The sequence below is a fragment of the Pseudomonas sp. MYb193 genome (genome assembly GCF_002966775.1).
GTDB lineage: Bacteria > Pseudomonadota > Gammaproteobacteria > Pseudomonadales > Pseudomonadaceae > Aquipseudomonas > Aquipseudomonas paracarnis.
This window is the reverse complement of record NZ_CP023269.1, coordinates 3271869-3295566: the sequence shown is the minus strand read 5'-3', so window position 1 is coordinate 3295566 and position 23698 is coordinate 3271869. Positions and strand designations below refer to the sequence as shown.

Annotated in this window: 21 protein-coding genes; 7 read left to right on the top strand and 14 right to left on the bottom strand. The window is 61.9% G+C overall.

What is annotated here, in order from left to right; translation table 11 throughout:
• Positions 1-92: 92 nt before the first annotated feature.
• Positions 93-1235, bottom strand: coding sequence for a class C beta-lactamase (ampC, locus tag CLM72_RS15015; RefSeq protein ID WP_105226990.1), 1143 nt, complete (start codon positions 1233-1235; stop codon positions 93-95).
• 129 nt (positions 1236-1364) lie between these two features.
• On the opposite strand from ampC, the gene CLM72_RS15010 reads away from it, so the two are divergent.
• Positions 1365-2237 carry a LysR family transcriptional regulator gene (locus tag CLM72_RS15010; RefSeq protein ID WP_105226989.1) on the top strand — a complete coding sequence of 291 codons (873 nt, stop codon included), beginning with the start codon at positions 1365-1367 and terminating at the stop codon, positions 2235-2237.
• A 111-nt stretch (positions 2238-2348) separates the two neighbouring features.
• On the opposite strand, the gene yghX is transcribed toward CLM72_RS15010, so the two are convergent.
• From yghX to CLM72_RS14995, 3 genes are read right to left on the bottom strand one after another with little or no spacing between them, the layout of a single operon-like run.
• Positions 2349-3236 (bottom strand): YghX family hydrolase, encoded by an 888-nt coding sequence (gene yghX, locus CLM72_RS15005; RefSeq protein ID WP_105226988.1) that lies wholly within the window; start codon positions 3234-3236, stop codon positions 2349-2351.
• 44 nt (positions 3237-3280) lie between these two features.
• Positions 3281-3775 (bottom strand): PaaI family thioesterase, encoded by a 495-nt coding sequence (locus CLM72_RS15000; protein ID WP_054897340.1) that lies wholly within the window; start codon positions 3773-3775, stop codon positions 3281-3283.
• A 51-nt stretch (positions 3776-3826) separates the two neighbouring features.
• Positions 3827-4717 (bottom strand): DMT family transporter, encoded by an 891-nt coding sequence (locus tag CLM72_RS14995; RefSeq protein ID WP_105226987.1) that lies wholly within the window; start codon positions 4715-4717, stop codon positions 3827-3829.
• 89 nt (positions 4718-4806) lie between these two features.
• Between CLM72_RS14995 and CLM72_RS14990 the strand changes: the two genes are divergently transcribed.
• Positions 4807-6132 carry a PLP-dependent aminotransferase family protein gene (locus CLM72_RS14990; protein ID WP_105226986.1) on the top strand — a complete coding sequence of 442 codons (1326 nt, stop codon included), beginning with the start codon at positions 4807-4809 and terminating at the stop codon, positions 6130-6132.
• A 566-nt stretch (positions 6133-6698) separates the two neighbouring features.
• Here CLM72_RS14990 and CLM72_RS14980 read toward each other — a convergent pair.
• Positions 6699-8408 (bottom strand): amidase, encoded by a 1710-nt coding sequence (locus tag CLM72_RS14980; RefSeq protein WP_105226985.1) that lies wholly within the window; start codon positions 8406-8408, stop codon positions 6699-6701.
• A gap of 191 nt (positions 8409-8599) precedes the next feature.
• On the opposite strand from CLM72_RS14980, the gene CLM72_RS14975 reads away from it, so the two are divergent.
• Positions 8600-8914 (top strand): DUF2834 domain-containing protein, encoded by a 315-nt coding sequence (locus CLM72_RS14975; protein ID WP_105226984.1) that lies wholly within the window; start codon positions 8600-8602, stop codon positions 8912-8914.
• 191 nt (positions 8915-9105) lie between these two features.
• Here the strand turns inward: CLM72_RS14975 and CLM72_RS14970 are convergent, their stop codons facing one another.
• Positions 9106-10317 (bottom strand): MFS transporter, encoded by a 1212-nt coding sequence (locus CLM72_RS14970; protein ID WP_003190861.1) that lies wholly within the window; start codon positions 10315-10317, stop codon positions 9106-9108.
• Between the two features lie 102 nt (positions 10318-10419).
• On the opposite strand from CLM72_RS14970, the gene CLM72_RS14965 reads away from it, so the two are divergent.
• The gene (locus CLM72_RS14965; RefSeq protein ID WP_105226983.1) at positions 10420-11241 is read left to right on the top strand and encodes a helix-turn-helix domain-containing protein; all 822 of its coding nucleotides are present in this window, start codon (positions 10420-10422) and stop codon (positions 11239-11241) included.
• On the opposite strand, the gene CLM72_RS14960 is transcribed toward CLM72_RS14965, so the two are convergent.
• Positions 11234-12424, bottom strand: coding sequence for an MFS transporter (locus CLM72_RS14960; RefSeq protein WP_105226982.1), 1191 nt, complete (start codon positions 12422-12424; stop codon positions 11234-11236). The two genes, CLM72_RS14965 and CLM72_RS14960, sit on opposite strands and share 8 nt — an antisense overlap.
• On the bottom strand, positions 12421-13443 hold the full coding sequence (locus CLM72_RS14955; protein WP_105226981.1) for an alpha/beta hydrolase: 1023 nt from the start codon (positions 13441-13443) through the stop codon (positions 12421-12423). Before CLM72_RS14955 ends, CLM72_RS14960 begins: the two co-directional genes overlap by 4 nt.
• A 163-nt stretch (positions 13444-13606) precedes the next feature.
• Here CLM72_RS14955 and CLM72_RS14950 point away from each other — a divergent pair, with 163 nt between their 5' ends.
• Positions 13607-14530, top strand: coding sequence for an AraC family transcriptional regulator (locus CLM72_RS14950; protein ID WP_105226980.1), 924 nt, complete (start codon positions 13607-13609; stop codon positions 14528-14530).
• Here the strand turns inward: CLM72_RS14950 and CLM72_RS14945 are convergent.
• Positions 14505-15011, bottom strand: a complete 507-nt coding sequence (locus CLM72_RS14945; protein WP_105226979.1) for a GAF domain-containing protein — start codon at positions 15009-15011, stop codon at positions 14505-14507. The genes CLM72_RS14950 and CLM72_RS14945 overlap by 26 nt on opposite strands.
• A 53-nt stretch (positions 15012-15064) precedes the next feature.
• Complete coding sequence (gene proP, locus CLM72_RS14940; protein WP_014718644.1) at positions 15065-16567, bottom strand: glycine betaine/L-proline transporter ProP; 1503 nt, start codon at positions 16565-16567, stop codon at positions 15065-15067.
• A gap of 491 nt (positions 16568-17058) precedes the next feature.
• Here proP and CLM72_RS14935 point away from each other — a divergent pair, with 491 nt between their 5' ends.
• A complete protein-coding gene (locus CLM72_RS14935) occupies positions 17059-18462 on the top strand; it encodes an MFS transporter (protein WP_105226978.1) in 1404 nt (467 codons plus the stop codon).
• On the opposite strand, the gene CLM72_RS14930 is transcribed toward CLM72_RS14935, so the two are convergent.
• Together CLM72_RS14930 and CLM72_RS14925 are read right to left on the bottom strand one after the other, a co-directional pair.
• On the bottom strand, positions 18449-19294 hold the full coding sequence (locus tag CLM72_RS14930) for an alpha/beta fold hydrolase (RefSeq protein ID WP_105226977.1): 846 nt from the start codon (positions 19292-19294) through the stop codon (positions 18449-18451). The genes CLM72_RS14935 and CLM72_RS14930 overlap by 14 nt on opposite strands.
• A complete protein-coding gene (locus tag CLM72_RS14925) occupies positions 19291-20274 on the bottom strand; it encodes a DMT family transporter (protein ID WP_105226976.1) in 984 nt (327 codons plus the stop codon). The genes CLM72_RS14930 and CLM72_RS14925 overlap by 4 nt, the downstream gene beginning before the upstream one ends.
• Before the next feature lie 92 nt (positions 20275-20366).
• Between CLM72_RS14925 and CLM72_RS14920 the strand changes: the two genes are divergently transcribed.
• A complete protein-coding gene (locus tag CLM72_RS14920) occupies positions 20367-21275 on the top strand; it encodes a LysR substrate-binding domain-containing protein (protein WP_105226975.1) in 909 nt (302 codons plus the stop codon).
• 30 nt (positions 21276-21305) lie between these two features.
• Here the strand turns inward: CLM72_RS14920 and CLM72_RS14915 are convergent, their stop codons facing one another.
• Together CLM72_RS14915 and CLM72_RS14910 are read right to left on the bottom strand one after the other, a co-directional pair.
• Positions 21306-22598, bottom strand: a complete 1293-nt coding sequence (locus CLM72_RS14915) for a sorbosone dehydrogenase family protein (protein ID WP_105226974.1) — start codon at positions 22596-22598, stop codon at positions 21306-21308.
• On the bottom strand, positions 22595-23020 hold the full coding sequence (locus CLM72_RS14910) for a DUF2231 domain-containing protein (RefSeq protein WP_054921373.1): 426 nt from the start codon (positions 23018-23020) through the stop codon (positions 22595-22597). The genes CLM72_RS14915 and CLM72_RS14910 overlap by 4 nt, the downstream gene beginning before the upstream one ends.
• Positions 23021-23698: the final 678 nt, after the last annotated feature.

Genomic DNA, 23698 nt, shown 5'->3' with positions numbered 1-23698 from the left:
AGCTTGCTCCCGTGACTACCCGACGGCGGACGCTGATCTAACTGACGCGCCGCGATCCAAATGTGGGAGCTGGCTTGCCTGCGATGGCGGCCTTATTGGTCCATCGCACTCAAGATCGCGTGCGCTACTTTCACCCGTTCGGCATTCGGGTAGTTCCGGTTCGCCAGAATCACCACCCCCATGTCCTTGCTTGGCACGTACGCCACGTACGCACCAAAGCCGCCAGTGGACCCGGTTTTGTTGTACAGCACATTGGCAGGCTGCGGCTGGGCGGGTTTGAGCCAAGTGACCTTGTGCGGCTCCATCGCCATCGGTGTGGAGTTGCCGTCCAGCAACGCTTGCAGGCTGATGGGGTAGGGGTAGCGTTCCCAGCCCAGGCCCTGGGTCATGCCGTTGACGGTGTAGTAGCCGGCGTGAGTGGTGGCAATGGCCTGTTGCACCGGTTGTTCCAGGGTTTGCGGGTGCATGTTCGCGATCACGTAGCGGGCCAGGTCCTGGCTGCTGCTCTTGATGCCGTAGGCTTCGAAGTCCAGGGCGCCGGGGTTGACGCGTACCGGTTTCTGCTGGCTGTCATAGCCCTGGGCGTACTGGCCGGCCTTGTCGGCGGGGACGCGAGTATAGGTATTGGTCAAGCCCAGCTTGGGCAGCAGGGTTTTTTCCATGGCGACGGTGAAAGGCTGGCCCAGGCTTTTTGCGGTCACGTAACCGAACAGGCCAATGCTGGGGTTGGAGTAAAGGCGTTGTTCCCCCGGCGCATAAGTGGGTTTCCAATGCTGGAAGTAATCCATCATGGTGGTTGCACTGTCGGCGGCATCTGGAAACTGCAGCGTCAGGCCGCCGGCGGTATAAGTGGCCAGTTGCAGCAGGCTGATGCGATCGAACGCGCTGCCAGCCAGGACGGGCAGATGTTGGCTGGTCATGTCCGACAGCTTGAGCTTGCCGATGGCTTGGGCATACCCGCCGAGGGTGGCGTTGAAGGTTTTGCTCACTGAGCCGATTTCGAACAAGGTGTTTTCGGTGACGGGTACCTGGGTGTCTTTGGCGGCGACGCCGTAGTTAAAGTATTGCACCTTGCCGTGTTGGACGACCGCGACCGTCAGGCCCGGGATGCCTTGCTGTTTCATCAGAGGGGTGACGTGGCTGTCCACGACCTGGCGCATGTCGGTGGCGGCCATGCAGCTGCCGGCACCGAGCAACAAGGCTGAAACCGCATATTTTTTCAGGGTGTGTTTCATGGTTCGCTTCCATGTAAATAAGGCAATGACGATCGGAACCTGCGCAGGCGTGGCAAATGTAGGTGGATTTCCGGGTGTCGGCAAACGATGATATCTCGCACCTACCATTAGAAAAATTTGGGTCAAGCCATGTTGCGTTCCCACCTGCCGCTCAATGCGTTGCGCGCTTTCGAAGCGTCGGCGCGCCATTTGAGCTTTACCCGTGCGGCCATTGAGCTGTGCGTGACCCAGGCGGCGGTCAGTCATCAGGTCAAAAGTCTCGAAGCGCAACTCAACGTCACGCTGTTCAAGCGCCTGCCACGGGGCTTGATGCTCACCAGCGAAGGCGAATCCCTGCTGCCCGTGCTGCGTGACGCCTTCGACCGTATTGCCCTGACCTTGGATCAGTTTGAAGGCGGCCATTACCGTGAAGTCCTGACGGTGGGGGCGGTCGGTACCTTTGCGGTGGGCTGGTTGTTGCCACGCCTGGCGGATTTTCACAGCCGCTACCCGTTGATCGACTTGCGCTTGTCCACCCACAACAACCGCGTGGATGTCGCCGCCGAGGGCCTGGATTATGCCATCCGCTTTGGCGCCGGCGCGTGGCACGGCACCGACGCCTGCGCCTTGCTTGAGGCACCGTTGACGGTGTTGTGCGTGCCGCAGATTGCCGAACAACTGCACAGCCCGGCTGACGTACTGAAACACACCTTGCTGCGTTCCTACCGTGCCGATGAGTGGAACCTGTGGTTCCAGGCCGCCGGTTTGCCCAGCGATACACGGATGCCGCGCAGCGTGGTGTTCGACTCTTCGCTGGCGATGATGGAGGCCGCGCTGCAAGGGACTGGCGTAGCACTGGCGCCAGCCCTGATGTTTTCACGGCAATTGGAGAACGATGTGATCCGCCAGCCGTTCGAGGTGGGGATCACCACCGGCAGCTATTGGTTGACGCGCTTGCAGTCGCGGGCTGAGACACCCGCGATGTTGGCGTTCAAAGGGTGGTTGCAGGCAAGTGTTGCCTGAGGTGATCAAAGGTGGGAGCTGGCTTGCCTGCGATAGCGGTCGTGCAGTAACAGGTGCAGCGACTGACACACCGCCTTCGCGGGCAAGCCCGCTCCCACAGTCAGCGCTTGGCTAGGCGAGGTATTGGCGGAACCATCCCAGGGTGCGTTCCCAGGCAAGGTTCGCCGCTGCTTCGTCATAGCGCGGTGTCGAATCATTATGAAAACCATGATTGGCGCCCTTGTAGATAAACGCCTCATACCTCGTCCCCGCGGCTTTCAATGCCTGTTCATACGCCGGCCAGCCTTCATTGATGCGCGTATCCAGTTCACCGAAATGCAACATGATCGGCGCCTTGATGCGTGGCACGTCCTTGGCGTCGGGTTGGCGCCCGTAGAACGACACTGCCGCGCCCAGTTCCGGGTAGGCCACCGCCGCTGCATTGGTCACGCCACCGCCATAACAGAACCCGGTGATGCCGACTTTGCCCGTGCTGCTGTCGTGCTGCATCAGCCATTCGATGGCGGCGAAGAAGTCGTTCATCAGTTTGGTCGGGTCGACGGTCTGCTGCAGGGCCACGCCTTTTTCATCATTGCCAGGGTAGCCGCCCACCGAGGTCAGGCCGTCCGGGGCCAAGGCGATAAAGCCGGCCTTGGCCAGGCGTCGGGCGACGTCTTCGATATAGGGGTTCAGGCCCCGGTTTTCATGCACCACCACCACGGCGGGCAGCTTGCCTGCCGCCTTGGCTGGGCGTACCAGATAGCCGCGCACGGTGCCGTTGCCTTTGGGCGAGGGGTAGGTGATGTAGTCGGCGACGATATCCGGGTCGGTGAATTTCACCTGCTCGGCCAAGGCGTAATTGGGGCTCAGGGCCGCGAGCAATGCCGAAGCGGTGAGGCCACCGAGGGTGAACAGCGCGGCGCGGTCTAGAAATTCGCGGCGGTTGATCTTGCCGTGGGCATAGCCGTCGTAGAGTTCCAGCAGTTCGGGAGCAAAGTCTTTCGCGGTCAGACGAGTCATCGGTGCAGTCCTCGATTAGCGGTTGCCGTCACTGTAGACCAGGATCAAACCTCGCGGCCATGGGCGGCGGCGGCCAGTTGCCCGGTGTCGACGCGCACGAATACCGAGTCGCCGACGGCGGTGAGCACGCTGCCTGCATACACTTCGCAGACCACCCGGCTTTTGCGGCCGATTTCGCCTTCGACCCGCGCCCGCAGGACCAGGGGCACGCCCATGGGCGTGGGCTTGATGAATTTGATCCCCAGGTTGCCGGTGACGCAGTCGATGCGCGGCAGGCTGCCGGGTTCACGCTGTTCGGCGCGGTAGTGGTAGGCCATGGCGGTCCAGTTGGAGTGGCAGTCCACCAGCATGGCGATCAGGCCACCGTAGACCAGGTCTGGCCAGCCGCTGTATTTGGCCTCGGGTTGATGCTCGGCAATGACGTGTACGCCATCGTCATCCCAGCGGCTCTTGATGTGCAGACCATGAGGGTTGCTGCTGCCGCAGCCGTAGCAGATGCCTTCCGGCGCCGTGGTGTCCTGGAGAGAAGCGCTGTGCATGCAGAGTCCTTGTTGTTGTTTGGGCGACGCTTCTATTTAGCAGGCCAGGGGTTAGCGAGCAAACTTCTTCGCCCCGGCCACGCAGCCGATCACCGCCACCGTCACCAGCACCATGCCCAGGCTGACCTGTTCATGCAGCAAACCCACCGCCAGCGCCAGGCCGAAGAACGGTTGCAGCAACTGCAACTGGCCGACCGCGGCAATCCCGCCCTGGGCCAGGCCTCGGTACCAGAACACAAAGCCGATCAACATGCTGAACACCGCCACGTAGCCCAGGCTCAACCAGGCCGGCAAGCTGATACCGCTGAGGGTAGACGGCGCCAACAACAGGCTCAAGGGCGCCACCACCGGCAGCGACACCACCAGCGCCCAGCAGATCACCTGCCAGCCGCCCAGGCTGCGCGACAGCTTGGCGCCTTCGGCATACCCCAGGCCGCATGCCAGCACGGCCAACAGCATCAACACATCGCCCGCGGGTGCGGCGCTCAAGCCTTGGGCAACGGCATATCCCATCACCAACAGGCTGCCCAGGATCGAAAACAACCAGAACACCGGCCTCGGCCGTTCACCGCCGCGCAGCACACCGAACACCGCCGTAGCCAGTGGCAGCAGGCCGATAAAGACGATGGAGTGGGCCGAGGTCACGTACTGCAGGGCCAGGGCCGTCAGCAGTGGAAAGCCGATCACCACGCCAAGCGCGACGATAACCAGCGGTGCCCATTGCTGGCGCGTGGGGCGTTTTTCCTTGAATACCCCCAATAGGCACAACCCCAGTAGCGCCGCGAGACTGGCGCGGATCATGGTCAGGAACACCGGATCGAATTCCATGACCGCCAGGCGCGTGGCTGGCAGCGAGCCGCTGAAAATCACCACACCGATAAAACCGTTGATCCAACCCTGGGTGCTGCTGTCCAGAGTGCCGAGAGGAGAAGTGCGTTCCATGGGGGACCTGTCCGAAAATGGCAGTTGCGTGCTGGGCATCCTAGGATTGAAGATTAAGACAATCAAAAAATTGTCATGGATACATCCCTATGCCCCGTGCTCGCTACAAGACGCTGGTCGATACCTTCGCCGAGGCCATCCGCAGCGGCCAATTGCAGCCCGGCACGCGGTTGCCTACCCATCGGCATTTGGCCGCCGAGCATGGTCTGGCACTGGTCACCGCCAGCCGGGTGTACAGCGAGCTGGAAGCCATGGGCCTGGTCAGTGGCGAAACCGGGCGCGGCACCTTCGTGCGTGAGATTGCCTTGCCAGCGGGCCAGGGCAGTGGGCAGATGACGGTTGCGGCGGGTGTGCTTGACCTGAATTTCAACTACCCGTCTTTGCCGGGTCAGGCCGAGCTGCTGCGCACGGCGTTGCGCCAACTCGCCCTGTCTGGCGACCTGGAGGCGTTGCTGCGTTACCAGCCCCATGCCGGACGTGTGCACGAGCGCGCCGCCGTGGCCCGGCACTTGTTGAACCGAGGGTTGACGGTGCAAGCCGAGCAGGTGCTGGTGGTCAGCGGCGCCCAGCATGGCCTGGCGGTGAGCATGATGACCTTGCTCAAGCCTGGGGATGTGGTCGCGGTGGATGCACTGACCTATTCGGGGTTCAAGGTGCTGGCCGAAACCCTGCACCTGGAACTGGTCGCCATCCCAGTCACGGCCAACGGCCCGAACCTGGACCACCTGCACAGCCTGTGTCGCCAGCGCCCGGTGCGAGCGGTGTACAGCATGCCGACCCTGCATAACCCGCTGGGCTGGGTGATGAGCCTGGCGCAGCGTGAGCGCTTGGTGGCAATCGCCCGGCAGCACAAGCTGATGATCATCGAGGATGGCGCCTATGCGTTTCTCGCCGAAGAAGCGCCGCCACCCTTGGCGACCCTCGCACCGGAGCGCACGGTGTACATCGGCGGGCTGTCCAAGAGTGTCGCCACCGGTTTACGCGTGGGCTTTATCGCTGCGCCTATGGCTTGGGTGAGCGGCTTGGAACGCACGATCATGGCTACCACCTGGAACGTGCCGGGGGTGATGAGCGCGATTGCGGTGGGCTGGCTCGAAGATGGGACGGTGACGCAACTGGAGGCGCAAAAGCGTGCGGATGCCCAGGCCCGTCAGGCGTTGGCGGCGCAGGTGCTGAGAGGGGTGAAGACCATCAGCCATCCGTCATCCTACTTTCTGTGGCTACCGTTGGCGGAGGACGCCCGCGCCGATCAGGTCGCCATGACCTTGCAGCGCGCGGGCATCTCTGTTTCAACCGCCGAACCGTTCGCGATCTCGGCCCAGGTGCCCCACGCGCTGCGCCTGGCCCTGGGTTCGGTGCCGATGGCGGCGCTGCGTGAGGCGCTGGTGACGGTGCGTAAGGTGGTGGCGTGGTGAGCGAACACATAGCCACAGGGCTTGATTTGAAATACGGGCAAAATGTGGGAGCTGGCTTGCCACCTATGGCGGCCCGACAGCCGGCACCAATCTACCTGATGCTCCGGGATCTAAATGTGGGAGCTGGCTTGCCTGCGATGGCGGCCTGACAGCCGACACTGTTATACCGAGTACATATCCATTCCTGCGGTAACGGCCACTTAGGGTTCCGCCTGACGGCGGGTCACTTTCGAAAAGCGCGAAAGTAACCAAAGCGCTCTTGCCCCACCACTCGGCACCTCGCTTAGGCTCGGTGTGCCCGAACGCAGGTTTGAATCCGTGGGCCGCCGCCACGCGCCATCCATGGCGCGGGGCGGCTAACCCGGCGTCCTGCCGGGTTACCCACGAATTCAAGCCTGCGTTCGGCCAGCGTGGTTTAACGGGGCGCCTGAGATCAAGATCAAAAGCAGATCAAGATCAAGAGCGGCTCGCTTCGCATCGTGGTTACCTTTGGGCGGCACATTCGACATCTCTGTCGATTGAACGGCCGCCATCGCAGGCAAGCCAGCTCCCACAGGTGACCGCGTTTAGCGGGCTGCCAATGGTGGCGTACGCGGCGGGATCATCCGTTTGCTGCCGGTGGCTTCGAACGCCGAGGCAAAGCGCAACAGCGCCGAATCGTCATAGGCACGCCCGGCGAAGGTCAGCCCCACCGGCATGCCGATGTCCGCCATCACGCCCATCGGCACGGTGACGGTGGGCACGCCCAGGTGGCGGATGGCTAGGTTGCCGTTGGCGACCCACACGCCGTTGCTCCAGGCAATGTCGGCGGAGGCTTCGTTCACATCGGCATCCGCCGGGCCTACATCGGCCACGGTGGGGAACAGCACGGCGTCCAGCCCGAGGGTGTCCATCCAGTCTTCCAGGTCCAGGCGCCGGGTTTGCTCCAGGCCGCGCAGGCCATCGGGCACGGTGCTGATCTGGTCCCATGGCGTGATGCCGCGTTGGGCCATGCGCACGTATTCGTCCATGCCAGCGGCCAGGTCGTCTTCACGGTTGGGCAGGGTACCGGGGTCGTGGGGGAAGATGTTCGGCCCGTCCACATCGGCCAGGCGGTTCAGGTGTGGGTCGCCGTTGGCGCGCAGGAAGTCATCGAAGGCCCATGCAGACAGCTCCCACAGTTCGTCGTGGAGGAACTCTTTAGAGACCAGGCCACGGGTAAACACCGTCGGTGCGCCGGGGCGGTCGCCTTCGCAGTTGGACACCAGCGGGAAATCCACTTCGATCACTTCGGCACCCGCCGCTTCCAATGCCTGGCGCGCGGCTTGCCACAGTTCGATCACCGTGGCGCGGGTGTGGATCTTTTGTCCGGTCGGGCCGCCGATACCAGGTTTTTCGCTGGTGCCAGCATCCGGGTCGGCGTTGATGTACATGCGCGGCACGCCAAAGCGCTTGCCGGCCAGGTTTTCGCTGTCGACTGCCAGCGCCGCGTAGGACACCGGGCGCACCGAGGTGACGCTGGGGATCGGCACCCAGGGTTGCAGGCGCCACAGGTCACCACGTGTGTCCGGGTCTTCGGCCACCACGACGTCGAGCACTTCCAGCAGGTCGGCCATGGTGCGCGCATAGGGCACCACCACGTCCATGGTCGGGGTCAGCGGCCAGTTGCCGCGCACCGAAATCACGCCACGGGACGGCGTGTAGGCACACAAGCCATTATTGGAGGCCGGGCCGCGACCGCTGGACCAGGTTTCTTCAGCCAGCCCGAACGCGGCAAAGCTGGCTGCGGTGGCGGTACCGGCGCCGTTGGAGGAGCCCGACGCAAACGGCGCGGTGAGGTAGTCGGCGTTGTAGGGGCTTTCGGCGCGACCGTACACGCCACGCTGCATACCGCCATTGGCCATCGGCGGCATGTTGGTCTTGCCCAGGCAGATAGCGCCACCGGCACGCAGACGCTCAATGGTGAAGGCATCGCGCTGGGCCACCAGCTTGGCAAACGCCGGGCTGCCGGATGCAGCCGTCAAGCCCTTGACCAGGTAACTGTCCTTGGCCGTGTAGGGGATACCATCCAGCGGCCCCAGGGTTTGCCCCTTGGCGCGGCGCGCATCGGACGCCTGGGCTTCTTTGAGCGCATCGGGGTTGCGTACCACCACGGCGTTCAGCGCAGTGGCCGTCTGCGGGCCATCGTAGGCATCGATCCGCGCCAGGTACGCCTGCACCAGTTCAACTGCCGTGGTCTGGCCGGCTTCAAGCGCAGCGCGCAATTGGGCAATGGAGACTTCAGTAACTTGCATCACGTTTTTTTCGCCGCCTTCAAGTGGGGGTATGGCGGCAGTCTACGTACAGATATTTCACAAAACCAGCGCGGCATACTTCGTGTAGGCGGCGCGCAGGACATCTCGAGAAAGACGTCTGCAGGATTGCGAGCGGCAGCCTCTTGTCGCTAAGGTGGCCGCGCTGATTAACGTTGCACTTCAAGGAAGAGACCATGCACAGACCTTATATCGCCCTGGCTGCCTTGCTCGGGTTTACCCTCTATACGGTGGCGACCATGCTCACGGCCGAGCAGTCACTGCTGGCATTTGGATGGGAACTGATGTCCCGGCCCGATACGGCGCAGGTGGTGATTGACCTGTATCTGATGGCGGTGCTGGCGTGTGTGTGGATGTACCGGGATGCGCGTGGGCGAGGGCGGTCGATGGTCTCAGTGCTGCCGTATTTTTTACTGACGGCAGTGTTTGTGTCGGTAGGGCCGTTGCTTTATATCGTGGTTAATGGGTTTTCTCGTCGGGCCATGAAGTGAGGCTTGTTGCTGCCGTAACGACCTGCCAGCGACACTGATCTACCTGACGCACGACGATCCAAAGTGGGAGCTAGTGGTGTCAGATAAATATGCGCCGACTGTCAGGCCGTCACGGGAGCAAGCTCCCTCGCCACAGGTCCCGCGTCGCCCCAAAGTTGTAGATAACTACGGCTATGGGGCGACGTGATCGATCAAACGCCTTTGGTCGACGGCAACAGTACCGTGAGGATGCCCACCAGCGGCAGGAACGAGCACAGCTTGTACACGTATTCGATGCCGTGATGGTCAGCGAGCATCCCGAGCAGCGCCGCGCCGATCCCGCTGAAGCCGAACATCAGGCCGAAGAATATCCCGGCGATCATGCCCACATTGCCCGGCACCAGTTCCTGGGCAAACACCACGATGGCCGAGAATGCCGAGGCGATGATAAAGCCGATGACCACGCTGAGCACGGCGGTCCAGAACAGGTCGACGTAGGGCAGGGCCAGGGTGAATGGTGCGGCGCCGAGGATCGAGAACCAGATGACTTTCTTGCGGCCGATCTTGTCGCCGATCGGGCCGCCGGCGAAGGTGCCCACGGCCACTGCGCCGAGGAACAGAAACAGGTACATCTGCGAGCTGGCCACCGACAGCTGGAATTTCTCGATCAGGTAGAACGTGAAGTAACTGGTCAGGCTGGTCATGTACCAGTATTTGGAGAACACCAGCACAGCCAGTACCACCAGGGCGAAGGTCACGCGGCCTTTGGACAAACCGTGGGTCGCCTGGCTGCCTTGCTTGAGCTTGAACAGGTTGAGGTGGTGGCGGTACCAGCGGCTCAAACCGTACAGCACCAGGATGGCGAACACCGCAAACAGGCCGAACCAGGCAATGTGGCTTTGGCCGTAGGGAATGATGATTGCCGCCGCCAGCAACGGGCCGAAAGCGCTGCCGGTGTTGCCGCCGACCTGGAAGGTCGATTGCGCCAAGCCGTAGCGCCCACCGGAAGCCAGGCGTGCGACGCGAGAGGTTTCCGGATGGAAGGTCGATGACCCCACACCCACCAGCGCCGCCGCGAGCAATATCGCCGGGAAGTTGCCGACAAAGGCCAGCATCAGGATGCCGATCAAGGTGCACACCATGCCCGCTGGTAATAACCAGGGTTTGGGGTGGCGGTCGGTGTGGTAGCCGATCCACGGTTGCAGCAGCGAGGCGGTCAACTGGAAGGTCAGGGTAATCAGGCCGACCTGGGTGAAGCTCAGGCCGTAGTTGGCCTTGAGCATCGGGTAGATCGATGGCAGCACAGCCTGGATCAAGTCATTGATCAGGTGCGCCAGGGCACAGGCGCCCAGGACGCGCATGACTAAGGGGCTTACTTGCGGGCTGGTCGAAGGTGCGGCGGGTGACGCTGTGACTGTGGACATGCGGGCATTCCGTACAAGGCAGCTGACAGGCGTGGAGGCGGGCGGCGGTGATGTGAACCGCCACTCCATCTGGACTCGGCGTTTATGCTAGATTCGGCGCCAATGCCTGTCTCGCGCAATTCGGGCGGAAACCATCGCAAAAAGGGCGAAATGATCAAATCACTGGATAAATTTCTGCGAGAGATCGATGAGGGCGACTGGGCCGTCATCAGTTCGGCCACCGATTACCCCGAAAACTGGGTGATCCCCGAACACAGCCACAACAAGCACCAACTGCTGTACGCCATTGGCGGTGTGATGGTGGTGTACTCGGCCCTGAGGCAATGGACGGTGCCGCCCAATCGTGGCTTTTGGATGCCTTGCGGTCAAGTTCACTCACTGCGTTGCGTGGGTACGCTGAAGATGCGCAGCGTGTTCGTGCGCCCGGACAGCTTCCCCAACCTGCCGGCCGAGCCCAAGACGGTGACGGTTTCGCCGCTGCTGAGTGAACTGATCAAGGCCTCGGTGAGCTTGAAGCCGCCGTATGCCGAGGATTCACGCGACGCGCGGATCATGCACCTGATTCTTGACGAACTGGCCATTCTCCCGGCCTTGCCGCTGTCGCTGCCCCAGCCTGCCGACCCGCGTTTGAGACCGATTTGCCTGGCGTTGCAGGATGAGCCGAGTGATGCCTCCACCGTCGCCGACTGGAGTGCGCGGTTGGGATTGGACCAAACCACCATCCAGCGCCTGTTCCGCAAGGAAACCGGCATGACCTTCGGCCAATGGCGCCAGCAGGCGCGGTTGCTGCTGGCGCTGGAGCGCATTGCGGTGGGGGAGAAGATCATTGATGTGGCGTTTGAATTGGGCTACGAAAGCCCCAGCGCTTTTACCAGCATGTTCAAGAAACAGTTTGGTAAAACGCCGAGTCATTTTTTCAAGTAGCGTCGCTCGCCATGGGCGCATGAGCAGGGCGGCGGGATGCCAGGTAAGCCAGCAGCGTGGCGACTACCAGCAAGGCGGCGCTCAGCTCGAAGGTGGCCCGGTAGCCGCTCAAGTCGAATGCCACGCCACCGACGGTGGCACCGGCGGCAATCGCCAACTGGATGATGGCGACCATCAACCCCCCGCCGGCCTCGGCGTCGTCGGGCAAGGTGCGTGCCAGCCATGTCCACCAGCCAACCGGTGCAGCTGTCGCTACCAGGCCCCAGCAGCCCAACAGCAGGGTGGTGACAATCGCTGAACCGCCGAACCCCACCAGCGCAAGGGCAATGCCGGCCATGATCAACGGAATGGCAATCAGCGTCGGGTACAGGTGACGCTTGAGCAAATGCTCAATCAACACCGTACCCGCCAGGCCGGCCAGGCCGAGCACCAGCAGCATCAGCGACAGGGTGGACACCTCGACCCGGGTCACGCCTTCCAGGAATGGTCGCAAGTAAGTGAACAGCATGAACTGGCCCATGAAGAACAGGCTGACGGCGCACATGCCCAAGGCCACCTTGGCGTTTTTCAGCAGGCGCAGCGCATTGCCGGTGGCCGCCGTGCCGCTGTGCTTGAGCGCCGGCAAGCTCAGCCACAGCCAGGCCAGCGCAATCACGGCCACTGGCACCACGCAAAAGAATGCGCCGCGCCAGCCAATCAGGCCGCCAAGAAAGCTGCCCAGCGGCGCCGCGATCACCGTCGCCAGGGCGTTGCCACCGTTGACGATGGCCAAGGCCCTTGGCACTTGGGCGGGCTCGACCAGGCGCATTGCCGTGGCCGCCGACAGCGACCAGAAGCCGCCAATCGCCGCCCCAATCAATGCGCGCCCGAGCATGAACACCGCGTAATTTGGTGCGAACGCCACCACGCTGCCAGAGACGATCATCAGCAGGGTCAGGGCCATCAGCAGGCGCTTGCGATCCATCCGCGCGGCAACCGCCGCGATCACCAGGCTGGTGAGCAAGGCAAACACCCCGGACACGGAAATGCCCTGGCCGGCCTGGCCTTCAGTGATGTGCAAGTCAGCGGCCAGCGGTGTGAGCAGGCTGACCGGCATGAATTCGGAGGCGACCAAGGCAAACGCCGCGAGCGACATCGCCAGCACCGCGCCCCAGCGTTGCGGTTGAGGGGTAACGGAACTCACTGCAAGTGGCTCTGGAAGAAGGTGGTGAGCGTGTCAAACGGGATCAGTTCGACGCGGTCGTACAGGTCTACATGGCCGGCGTTGGGGATGATCAGCAATTGCTTGGGCTCGGCGGCGCGTTGATAGGCGTCTTCACTGAATTCACGGGAGTGCGCGTTGGCCCCGGTAATCAGCAGCAGTGGGCGCGGCGAGATCGTCTCGATATCGTTGAAGGGGTAGAAGTTCATGAACTTGACGTTGCTGGTCAGCGTCGGCCGGGTGGTGGTTTGCGATGAGGCGCCCGCCGGGGTGACTTCGCCGCGCGGGGTGCGGTAGAAGTCGTAGAACTCGTCGCCGACCGGGTCGCCGGTAAGGCTCTGCGGCGTGCCACCGGTGTAGAGGGTCTCGCCGCCCTGGAACTCTACATAGCGCTGGTTGGCGGCCTGGCGCAGGATCTGCTGGCGCTGTTGCAAAGTCATGCCGTGCTTGAGGCCATTGCGGTTGGCCGCGCCCATGTCGTACATGCTGACGGTGGCGATTGCCTTGAGACGCGGATCGATCTTCGCAGCACTGATCACAAAACTGCCGCTGCCACAAATGCCGATGGCACCGATGCGTTCCCGGTCGACCTGTGGGCGAGTGCCGAGAAAGTCCACGGCGGCGCTGAAGTCTTCCACGTATAGGTCGGGCAACACCGCGTTGCGTGGTGTGCCGGCGCTTTGGCCCCAGAACGACAGGTCCAGGGACAGGGTCACGAAACCCTGCTCAGCCATTTTGGTGGCGTAGAGGTTGGCGCTTTGCTCTTTGACGGCGCCCATCGGGTGGCCGACGACCAGGGCTGCGTGCTTTGAGCCTGGGGCAAGGTGCCTGGGCATGAACAGCGTGCCTGCGACCTGCATGCCGTATTGATTGTTGAAGGTGACAGGTTCGGCCGTCACTGTGTCGCTGTTGTAGAAGTTATCCGCACCGTTAGACATATCGGCTCCAAATGAAGAAAGAGAAGTCACCAGCAAACCCAGGGCGAGCAAGAGGCGTTTCATAGGGGTGTTCCTCGTGAAGTGTTCGCACATTTTCCGGGTGACGGCAGGGCTTCTGTAGTGCATTTGAGTGGATTACTTGCCTGATCCTCTGAGTTTCAGTGCCAGGTGACGACGCCCGTGGCTTGCGCGGGTAAAGTGCAATGAAGCATTGAAAGGGTCTGTCATGACGTCCACTCTCACCCCCCTGAACGCGCTGATCCAGTCGATTGGTTCGCGCACGCCGTCGCCCGGCGACTACGCCATGTCGATCCCCGGCCTGGGCTTTTATCGGCGTGAGCAACCCGCTGCGCCGGTGGTGTGCATGGTTGAGCCGTGCATCGTGCTGGTGGCCCAGGGCGAGAAGCAGTTGTGGGTCGGCGGCGAGGGCTTCCCCTACGACCCTTCCCGGTTCCTGGTGACATCGCTGGACATCCCGGCCAATTCCGAGGTGCTGGCGGCCAGCCCCGAGCAGCCGTGCCTGGGGCTGACGTTTAAGCTGGACCTGCGCATGCTCGCCGAGCTGATCGCCCAGAGTGGCTTGCCGCCGGTGCGTGAGCGCGCAGTCATGAAGGGCGTGGGGATCGGCACGGTCACCGACGGCATGCTGGCCGCATTCGCGCGCCTGGTGGCGTTGCTGGATGAACCGGAGGCTATTCCGGTACTCGCGCCATTGATCCAGCGCGAGATTCATTACCGGCTATTGAAAAGCGACCAGGCCGGCCGACTGCGCCAGATCTGCTCGGTGGACGGGCAGGGCTATCGAATTGCCAAGGCGATCGACTGGCTGAAGTTGAATTTCGACGCGGTCCTGCGTGTGGAAGAGCTGGCAGCGCGGGTGCAAATGAGCGCGGCGACCTTTCACCATCACTTCCGGCAACTGACCGCGATGAGCCCGCTGCAATACCAGAAATGGCTGCGTCTGAATGAAGCACGACGATTGATGTTGAACGAGCACCAGGATGTCTCCAGTGCCGCGTTCAAAGTCGGGTATGAGAGCCCGTCGCAATTCAGCCGTGAGTACAGCCGGCTGTTCGGGGTGCCGCCCAAGCGTGATATGGCAACACTGCGGGGCAGGGCGGGTGTCAGTGATCCGCAGGGGTCAGATTAGCGTAGAAGATGCAGCCAATCAGCCGTGCGAACAGGCTCAGGGTTTCCGGCAGGTTCGGGTCGTCGAACAGCATGGCCCGTGAGTCCAGCGCACACAGCGCCCCGAACAGGCGGCCATCGGGCAGGAAGATCGGCGCGCCGGCGTAGCTTTCGATGGCGTATTGCTTGACCACCGGGCGTGACGCGAAACGGCCGTTCTGGCTGATCTGGGGAATGAACAAGGTGTGTGGGTTGATGCAGAACTCACTGCACAGGGTGGTTTCAAGGTCGAGTACGTCGTCGACGTTGATGCCCATTTGCAGCGGGTCGTAGGCCGAACACACCACCCATTCCAGATCGGTGAACTTGGCGATGCCGGCGAACCTCATCCCGGTCAGACGGGTGACCAGCTTGAGAATGTTGGTGGTTGCTTCAATTTCGGCAATCGCGGCGCGCTCGTCTGCGCTGAGTAACCTGTGTGCGGCGGTGACGCTTGAAACCATGCTGAACGCTCCAATGGCGTGGTCGCAGGCCGCGACCACGCACAGTCAGGTTATTAATTGATGCGCGGGTGTTGCTGCACCAGGTTTTCCCGCTTGGTCTGCAGCGCGGCAATCTCGGCATCGATGTCTTCGATCTTCTGCTCGATATTGTCGTGATGCTCCTGCAACAGCTCCTTGGCTTCTTCCATGTCGGAAGCTGCCGGGGCTGCGCCACGCAGGGGCTTGTTGGCGGTTTCCTTCATGGTCAGGCCCGTGATCAGGCCCACCACCGCAAACACCATCAGGTAATAGGCGGGCATGTACAGGTCGTTGGTGCTTTCCACCAGCCAGGCCACGGCGGTCGGCGTGACGCCGGCGATCAGTACCGAGACGTTGAAGGCACTGGCCAGGGCGCTGTAGCGCAGGTGGGTGGGGAACATTGCTGGCAAGGTCGACGCCATCACGCCGATAAAGAAGTTCAGCACCACCGCCAGAATCAACAGGCCGCCGAAAATCAGGCCGGTCTTGCCACTGGTGATCAGCATGAAGGCCGGGATCGACAGGAACAGCAGGCCAATGCTGCCGGCGATGATGAAAGGCTTGCGGCCGATCTTGTCGCTGACAAAACCAATGAACGGCTGCACGAACAACATACCGACCATGATCGCGATGATGATCAGCACGCCGCTGTTTTCGGCATAGTGCAGGTTGTGGGACAGATAGCTCGGCATGTAGGTGAGCAGCATGTAGTAGGTCACGTTGGTGGCCGCGACGATACCGATGCAGGTCAGCAGGCTGCGCCAGTGCTTGGTGGCGATTTCCTTGAACGAGACTTTAGGGCCGTGGCTCAGGCCTTCGCGGTCACCCTGTTCGAGTTTGTCGACATGCTGTTGAAACGCCGGGGTTTCTTCCAGCGCGTGGCGCAGGTACAGGCCGATGATGCCCAGGGGCAGGGCGAGGAAGAACGGCAGGCGCCAGCCCCAGGCCTCGAATTCTGCTTCACCGAGCACGGTGGAGATCAACACCACCACACCCGCGCCGAGCACGAAACCGGCGATGGAGCCGAAGTCCAGCCAGCTGCCAAGGAAGCCGCGCTTGCGGTCCGGGGCGTACTCAGCCACGAAAATCGACGCGCCGGTGTACTCGCCGCCCACCGAGAAACCCTGGGCCATTTTGCACAGCAGCAACAGGATCGGGGCCCAGATGCCAATGGAGGCATAGCCGGGGATCAAGCCGATGGCAAAGGTGCTCAAGGACATGATCACGATGGTGGCGGCCAGGACTTTTTGCCGCCCGTACTTATCGCCCAGTGCGCCGAAGAACAGGCCGCCCAGCGGGCGAATCAGGAAAGGTACGGAGAAGGTGGCCAGTGCTGCGATCATCTGCACGCTGGGGGACGCGTCGGGGAAGAACACCTTGCCCAGCACATAGGCGACAAAGCCATAGACGCCAAAGTCGAACCACTCCATGGCATTGCCAAGTGCGGCGGCGGTGATCGCCTTGCGCATCTTGTTGTCGTCGACAATGGTGATGTCTTTCAATCCGATGGGTTTGACGCGTTTTTTACGTAGTTTCATGCGGGCCACTCAAAAGCTGAACAGGGGAGGTGCCATCGCTACGATGGCACCGCTCTGTCAGTTCAGATACAAGTGGACACGAAATAATTCACCGCTTTGTGTATTTTTTATCGCATGGGATGAAACGTCGGTTTTCGAGGCTTATGCATAACTAGCGGCAAAACAGATCAAATGTGGGAGTTGTCGAGCCCCGGCGAGGCTACGAAGGCGGCGGTATTGTTGGCATTTGCGTTGCCTGACCTGCCGCCATCGCGGCCTCGCTAAAGCTCGAGCGCTCCCACAGGGGGTTGTCTTTGTTGATACTGACTGATGTTGAGGCTATGTCATCCTATAACTTCACAAACCTGACCTTTTCCTATTCCACGTAGATGCTGGATAAGCGGCAATCTTTGCGATTGACACTGCGTGGGCGTCTCGCTATAAAACTCGCAGTTGTACGACGACATATGACGTTACATATGTCCTACCTAACAAAAATAAAAAGTGATGCCATGAATCTGAACGAGCCCATCAGTGCCCTTCGTGTCGGCCAGGCGGTCGGCAGCTATCGCTGGACGATCTGCGCGATGTTGTTTTTCGCGACCACGGTCAATTACCTCGACCGCCAGGTGCTCAGCCTCTTGGCACCGCAACTGTCAACGCAGTTTGGCTGGAGCAACACCGATTACGCCAACATCGCGGCGGTGTTCCAGTTTGTCTACGCCATTTCCATGCTGTTTGCCGGGCGCTTCGTCGACAGGATCGGCACCAAGGCCGCCTATGTGGTAGCCATTGGCATCTGGTCCACTGGCGCGATCATGCATGCGTTTTCGGTGCCGATGGGCGAGGGCATCGCGGCGGTCAGTGGTGCCATTGGCCTGGCCGTAATCCCGGTGTCCATTGCCGGTTTCATGCTCTCACGGGCGGTATTGGCGATTGGCGAAGCGGGTAACTTTCCGATCGCGATCAAGGCCACTGCCGAATATTTCCCCAAGAAAGAACGCTCCCTGGCCACCGGCATCTTCAACTCCGGGGCCAACGTCGGTGCGATCCTGGCGCCAATCTGTGTGCCACTGATTGCTGGTATGTGGGGCTGGGAGGCGGCGTTTATGGTCATCGGTATGCTGGGTTTTGTCTGGGTTGCCGTGTGGGCCGCCGTGTATGAAAAACCGGAACAGCAAAAACGCCTGTCACCTGAAGAGCTGGCCTACATTCGCAGCGACCAGACCGTACAGCCGTTCACCCCGGCACCGACGGGCACCGTAGGGAAGAAAGTCTCCTGGTTCAAATTGTTGACCTACCGCCAGACCTGGGCGTTTGCCTTCGGCAAGTTCATGACCGACGGCGTATGGTGGTTTTTCCTGTTCTGGTTGCCCACCTACCTGTCTGCCCAATACGGCATGAAAGGCGCCGATATCGTGATGCCGCTGGCGGTGCTGTACAGCATGACCATGGTCGGCAGTATTGGCGGCGGCTGGTTCCCCAGCTACTTCATGGCGCGCGGCGATGCCCCCTATGACGGGCGCATGAAAGCCATGCTGGTGATTGCGCTGTTCCCGCTCGTGGTGTTGCTGGCGCAGCCGCTGGGTTACCTGAGCTTCTGGGTGCCGGTGTTGCTGATCGGGGTGGGCGCTTCGGCACACCAGGCGTGGTCATGCAACATTTTCACCACCGTATCCGATATGTTCCCGCAGAAAACCGTGGCCTCGGTGGTCGGCATTGGCGGCATGGCCGGTGGCCTGGGCGGCGTGCTCATGACCAAGATCGGGGGCTGGGTGTTCGACTATTACAAGTCCATCAACGACATCCATACCGGCTACATGATCATGTTTGCCGTCTGCGCCCTGGCTTACCTGGTGGCCTGGAGCGTGATGAAGACGCTGGTGCCGCGCCACAAGGAAATCACTGACCTGTAACGCTGGCTAGAAAGGTCATCAAGGCAGCGGTGATGACCTCGGGCGCGTCCTCTTGCATAAGATGCCCCGCCCGCGGGACGCGCAGGTAGCGTGCACCTAATCTATCTGCGAGCGCATCGCCCTGTGCCACGTTGATCCATTGGTCCTCCTCTCCCCAGAGCAATTGCACCGGGCAACGCAGCTCGGCGAGCCGGTCTTCAATCGTGTCGGTATAGCGCTGGTCCATCTGTGCAATCTGGCGATAGAAGGCGGGCTGGCCAATCTCGCCTGTCCAGGGCGTGACGTAGGCGTGCAGCACCTCGGCAGGCATCGGCGTGAAGGCGGCGCCCTGTAGATAGGCACGCACAATCGCCTCATGGATATAGGCCGGCGCGTCGCTGAAGGCCTGTTCATGGCGGCGCACATGCTGCACCAGCGGCGAACCCCAGGGCGCCATGGCGACGGGGTCGATCAAGGTCAGGCTGGCATAATCGCAGCCATCGAGCAGATGCGCACGCAGCGCCGTGGCGCCGCCAAAATCATGGGCCAGCACATGGGGGCGTTTCAGGCCCCAATGGTGTAGCAGTGCGGCGAGCAACAGGTTTTGCACGCCCAGGGACACGTCTTGGCCCGGCGCCTGTTCAGACTGGCCATAGCCAAGCAGGTCGTAATAGAACACGCGGTACTGCTGGGCAAACAAGGGCGCGATACGCCGCCACACATGGGAGGAGAACGGCGTGCCATGCACCATCACCAGCGCCGGCCCCTGGGTACCCAGTTGGCCCCAGCGCACGGCTTGAGTGCGGAAGTCAAAGGTGTGGGGCAGTGCCAGTGCGTCGTTTGAATGGGTCATGGTTGAGTCTCCCCTAAGGTCTGATGGGTTGTGGCGGGTTTTGCCTGCGCCAGGAGGATACGAACCGCCATGACCACGCCGACGAGCACGGCAGCCAGGCCCACGGCTTCCATTGGCGTCGGCCAGCGCTGGTGAAAGCCTAGACCGAGCAGGCTGGCGAAGAGTGATTCCAGGGCAATCAACTGACCGCTCAGTACCATGGGCAGGCGCCGCGTTGCCGCATTCCAGGCCCAGGCGCCGACCACCGTGGACATCACCGCGATGCCCAGGCTCCAGGCATACAGCGGCCATGCCTGGCTCCAAGCCGCGCCAAGGGTCGGCAACCGGAACAAGCCCAGCGCGTATAGCCATGGCAGCAGGCACAGCGCCGCGCCGCCTGCGCCTACCAGCATCAGGGCAGTCCACAGGCCGGTTGCGCTGGCTGGCAGGCGCGCCAGTTGCTGTTGATTGATGGCGCTGAACCCCAGCCACAAGGTCACTGCGCCCAGGGAGAAGCACAAAGCCGCCAGCCAGGAACCGGTGCCGGAGGCGGGCAGTTGGAGGCTGCTGACCGTGGCCAGCAACAGCCCCACGGTGAGGCAGGACAACGGCATCACCAGTTGGCGCCATTGCAGGGTCTTGTGACTGGCGTTGCCTATCAACGCCAGTAGCACCGGGACCATGCCGACAAACGCTGGCGTCAGCACCGGGCCGCCGAACATCACTCCGGCAGCAATGCACACGCCATAACCGAGGCAACCCAGTGCGCCGAGTGCTGCCGCGAGCACGCACTGGCCGGTGCTGAGTACACTCAATTGCGCCCTGCACACCATCATCCAGACGAGGCCCAGCCCACCGGCCATCAGAAACCGTACGGCCATCAAGTCGTAGAGGCTGTAGAGGCCCGTGACGTAGGGCGCAATGAAGTTCAGCGCCCAGCCCAGGGTGGCGACAACGGCAAATATCACACCGGTAAAGAGTGAGGCGCGGGCGCTGGTCATCAGGCTGATCCATGAAGTGAGGGATTCATGGTGCCCAGCGCGGCGGGTGTGCTACAAACGAGTTTTCAGCCTTGGATGCATAACCACAGATTATGAATGCACTTGGCAAAACCCTACCGCCTCTGGCCAGCCTCCTGCCGTTTGAAGCGGCGGCGCGCCTGGAGAGTTTCTCCAAGGCGGCCGATGAATTGCACATCACCCAGGCGGCTGTCAGTAGGCAGATCCGCGGGCTGGAAGACAACCTGGGGGTCCAGCTGTTTTGTCGGCGCAACCGTGGAGTGTTCCTGACGCAAGAAGGGCGTGAGCTGGGGCGGGTGGTCAGCCTGGCCTTGCACAGCATCAGTGAGGGCGCGGTCAGCCTGAGAACATCGCCCCAGCGCAATCGCGTGGTACTGCTGTGCCAGCTATGCGAGGCGTTCTATTGGTTGATGCCGCGCCTGGCAACCTTCCACCAGCAATACCCGCAGATCGAGATCCAGGTGGTGACCTGCACGCGGCCGATCACACAGTTCGACGGGCATTTCGATGTGGCCCTGCAAAGTACCCGGCGCGCCAGTGGCAGCCATACGCTGATGTTTACCGCTTCGGACGAGGTGTTCCCGGTGTGCAGCCCCAGCTACCTCTGCCCGGAACAACCGTTATCACTGGCTGAATTAAAGCCCTGCACATTTCTGCACCACAGCTCCGAGCCTCCGCATTTGATGGAGTGGGATGAGTGGCTGCAGATGTTCGGCCACACGCTGGCCAGGGATGCACGCAGTGCCACCTTCGACAGTTACCCGCTGATGTTGCAAGCCGCCGTGGAAGGGCACGGTATCGCCATGGGTTGGCGTCGTACCGCAAGCCGGCTGATTGAGAGTGGGGCGCTGGTGCAGCCCTGCGCAGAAAGCGTGTTGTTGCCCGAGGCTATTTCGGTCTACAGGCAGCAAGGGGCGGGCAGTCGGGAGGAGGTCACGGCGTTGTTGGCCTGGCTTGACGCACAATTGCAAAGTGACGGCTGACAGGGGCGTCGCTGCCCCTGTCATCTGCGGTTATTGGTTACGCGTGACGCGCCAAATCGTATTGGCCAAGTCGTCGGCAATGATCAGCGCGCCTTTGGGGTCCACCGTCACCCCCACTGGACGCCCACGGGTCTTGCCGTCGTCGCCGCGAAAGCCGGTGGCAAAGTCGATGGGCTCGCCCGCCGGCTTGCCGTTGCTGAACGGTACGAAGATCACCTTGTAGCCCACTGGGTTGTCACGGTTCCAACTGCCGTGCTCGCCGACAAACGCGCCGTCAGCGAATTTTTCACCCATGGCAGGGATGGAGAAATCCACGCCCAACGCGGCCACATGGGAGCCCAGGCTGTAATCCGGCTTGATCGCCGCAGCCACCTTGGCCGGGTTCTGCGGTTGCGCGCGGGGGTCGACGCTCTGGCCCCAGTAGCTGTAGGGCCAGCCGTAGAAGGCACCTTCACGCACCGACGTCAGGTAGTCCGGCACCAGATCGGGGCCGAGTTCATCGCGCTCGTTGACCACGGTCCACAGTTGCCCGGTGCCCGGTTGGATGGTCAGTGCCGTCGGGTTGCGCAGGCCCGTAGCGTAGGGTTTGTGTGCACCGGTGGCGGCATCGATCTGCCACACCATAGCGCGGTCGATCTCCACTTCCATGCCGCGTTCGGTGATGTTGCTGTTGGAACCGATGCCCACATACAGCTGACGCCCGTCGTCACTGACGGCCAATGACTTGGTCCAGTGATGGTTGATCTGCGCCGGCAGGTCGGTGACTTTGACGGGCGGGGCGCTGGCCTTGGTCTGGCCGTCGGCGTAGTCAAAGCGCACCAGTGCGTCTTGGTTGGCCACATACAGTTTGCCGTCGGCGAATGCCAGCCCGTAGGGAGCGTTGAGGTTGTCGGCGAATACCGTCTTGAGTTCATAGGTGCCGTCACCGTCGGCGTCACGCAGCAGCGTAATGCGGTTGCCGCCCTTGACCTTGGTGTTGCCCTGGGCCTTGATCACACTGGCGATCACGTCCTTGGGCTTGAGCTTGGCCGCACTGCCGCCACGGCCTTCGGCCACCAGGATATCGCCGTTGGGCAGCACCAGGGTCTGGCGCGGGATCGCAAGGTCGGTGGCGATGGCGGTGACGCTGTAGCCTTCGGGTACCTTGGGCTTTTGATCGCCCCACGGCGTGGGCTCGGCAATCTTCATGCTCGGCAACAGGCTGCTTTGTTGTTCGGGCAGCTTGGGGTCAGGGCCGCGCGCCTGGGTCTTGTCACCTTCGCCGCCACAGGCACTCAGCAACAGGGCGGCGCTGAGCAGGGTCAGTGTGTTGAGTGGTTTCATCGGGCAGCTCCTGAGCGCAGGTTGGTCAAGCCGATCCAGGTGGCGACAATCGCCAGCACGGTGACGATCGCCGACAGCACCAGGCCAGCAGGCATCATGGCGTAGGCATCCTTGGCATGTTGAAAGGCGTTCACCAGCCCAAGCACCCATGTGCCCAACAACAGCAGGAAGTACGCCACCGGGCGCCCGCCCTTGTGTTCGGCGCGCACCAGGTTGACCAGTGCAAACAGCAGGGCAAAACCACAGAACACCAGCGCCCCGGCGATCAGCCAGGAGGCAAAATTGGCCCATTGAATCTGGTAGGTCTGGCCGTAGGCGATATCACTGAGCAAGGCCCCGAGAAACAACGGCACGGTGCCGGCAAGCAAAGTGCCATGCAACGGCCCAGGCCTGACGACGGGGTAAGTGGAGAGGGTAGTCATGTTGGTGGCGGCTCCTTATCGTTCTGCACCCTGGACTCAGGGCGCGCTGACTTCGCATAGGAAAGGAGCATGGCACTTGTAAGAAAGTTCACTGGGATGGCGTGTCGAGGTGTGTTTCGATCCGGCGTTCCCCTGCATATGCATAGGTATCTACACAATTTTGGTGCGTCGCTGAACCTGTGGCGAGGGAGCTTGCTCCCGTGACGGCCTGACAGCCGACACAGATCTACCTGACACCCCGCAATCAAACTGTGGGAGCTGGCTTGCCTGCGAAGGCGGCCTGGCAGTCAACACAGTTGGACCGGGTACATATCCGTTATTTAGGTAACGGCCACCTAGGGTTCCGCCCTGACGGCGGCTCACTTTTGAAAAGCGCAAAAGTAAGCAAAACGCTCTTGCCCCACCACTCGGCACCTCGCTTTGGCTCGGTGTGCCCGTAATCCGCCAGTGATTTGGGGGGCCGCCGCCACGCGCCATCCATGGCGCGGGGCGGCTAAACCGGCATCCCTGCCGGTTTACCCCCCCAATCCCTGTCGAATTCCGGCCAGCGTGGTTTAACGGGGCGCCTGAGATCAAGATCAAAAGCAGATCAAGAGCGGCTCGCTTCGCATCGTGGTTGCCGTCTGCTGCTACAGCTCAAAACGTTATGTAGATACCTTGCCTGCATATGTTTACCAC

What these genes read in the sequence shown, in the direction of transcription:
- yghX (WP_105226988.1), bottom strand. Translation starts at nt 3,236, where the DNA reads ATGACTCGTCTGACCGCGAAAGACTTTGCTCCCGAACTGCTGGAACTC.
- CLM72_RS14910 (WP_054921373.1), bottom strand. Translation starts at nt 23,020, where the DNA reads ATGACTACCCTCTCCACTTACCCCGTCGTCAGGCCTGGGCCGTTGCAT.
- ampC (WP_105226990.1), bottom strand. Translation starts at nt 1,235, where the DNA reads ATGAAACACACCCTGAAAAAATATGCGGTTTCAGCCTTGTTGCTCGGT.
- CLM72_RS14975 (WP_105226984.1), top strand. Translation starts at nt 8,600, where the DNA reads ATGCACAGACCTTATATCGCCCTGGCTGCCTTGCTCGGGTTTACCCTC.
- CLM72_RS14925 (WP_105226976.1), bottom strand. Translation starts at nt 20,274, where the DNA reads ATGACCAGCGCCCGCGCCTCACTCTTTACCGGTGTGATATTTGCCGTT.
- CLM72_RS14965 (WP_105226983.1), top strand. Translation starts at nt 10,420, where the DNA reads ATGCCTGTCTCGCGCAATTCGGGCGGAAACCATCGCAAAAAGGGCGAA.
- CLM72_RS14945 (WP_105226979.1), bottom strand. Translation starts at nt 15,011, where the DNA reads ATGGTTTCAAGCGTCACCGCCGCACACAGGTTACTCAGCGCAGACGAG.
- CLM72_RS14955 (WP_105226981.1), bottom strand. Translation starts at nt 13,443, where the DNA reads ATGAAACGCCTCTTGCTCGCCCTGGGTTTGCTGGTGACTTCTCTTTCT.
- CLM72_RS15010 (WP_105226989.1), top strand. Translation starts at nt 1,365, where the DNA reads ATGTTGCGTTCCCACCTGCCGCTCAATGCGTTGCGCGCTTTCGAAGCG.
- CLM72_RS14995 (WP_105226987.1), bottom strand. Translation starts at nt 4,717, where the DNA reads ATGGAACGCACTTCTCCTCTCGGCACTCTGGACAGCAGCACCCAGGGT.
- CLM72_RS14930 (WP_105226977.1), bottom strand. Translation starts at nt 19,294, where the DNA reads ATGACCCATTCAAACGACGCACTGGCACTGCCCCACACCTTTGACTTC.
- CLM72_RS15000 (WP_054897340.1), bottom strand. Translation starts at nt 3,775, where the DNA reads ATGCACAGCGCTTCTCTCCAGGACACCACGGCGCCGGAAGGCATCTGC.
- proP (WP_014718644.1), bottom strand. Translation starts at nt 16,567, where the DNA reads ATGAAACTACGTAAAAAACGCGTCAAACCCATCGGATTGAAAGACATC.
- CLM72_RS14990 (WP_105226986.1), top strand. Translation starts at nt 4,807, where the DNA reads ATGCCCCGTGCTCGCTACAAGACGCTGGTCGATACCTTCGCCGAGGCC.
- CLM72_RS14950 (WP_105226980.1), top strand. Translation starts at nt 13,607, where the DNA reads ATGACGTCCACTCTCACCCCCCTGAACGCGCTGATCCAGTCGATTGGT.
- CLM72_RS14915 (WP_105226974.1), bottom strand. Translation starts at nt 22,598, where the DNA reads ATGAAACCACTCAACACACTGACCCTGCTCAGCGCCGCCCTGTTGCTG.
- CLM72_RS14920 (WP_105226975.1), top strand. Translation starts at nt 20,367, where the DNA reads ATGAATGCACTTGGCAAAACCCTACCGCCTCTGGCCAGCCTCCTGCCG.
- CLM72_RS14970 (WP_003190861.1), bottom strand. Translation starts at nt 10,317, where the DNA reads ATGTCCACAGTCACAGCGTCACCCGCCGCACCTTCGACCAGCCCGCAA.
- CLM72_RS14935 (WP_105226978.1), top strand. Translation starts at nt 17,059, where the DNA reads ATGAATCTGAACGAGCCCATCAGTGCCCTTCGTGTCGGCCAGGCGGTC.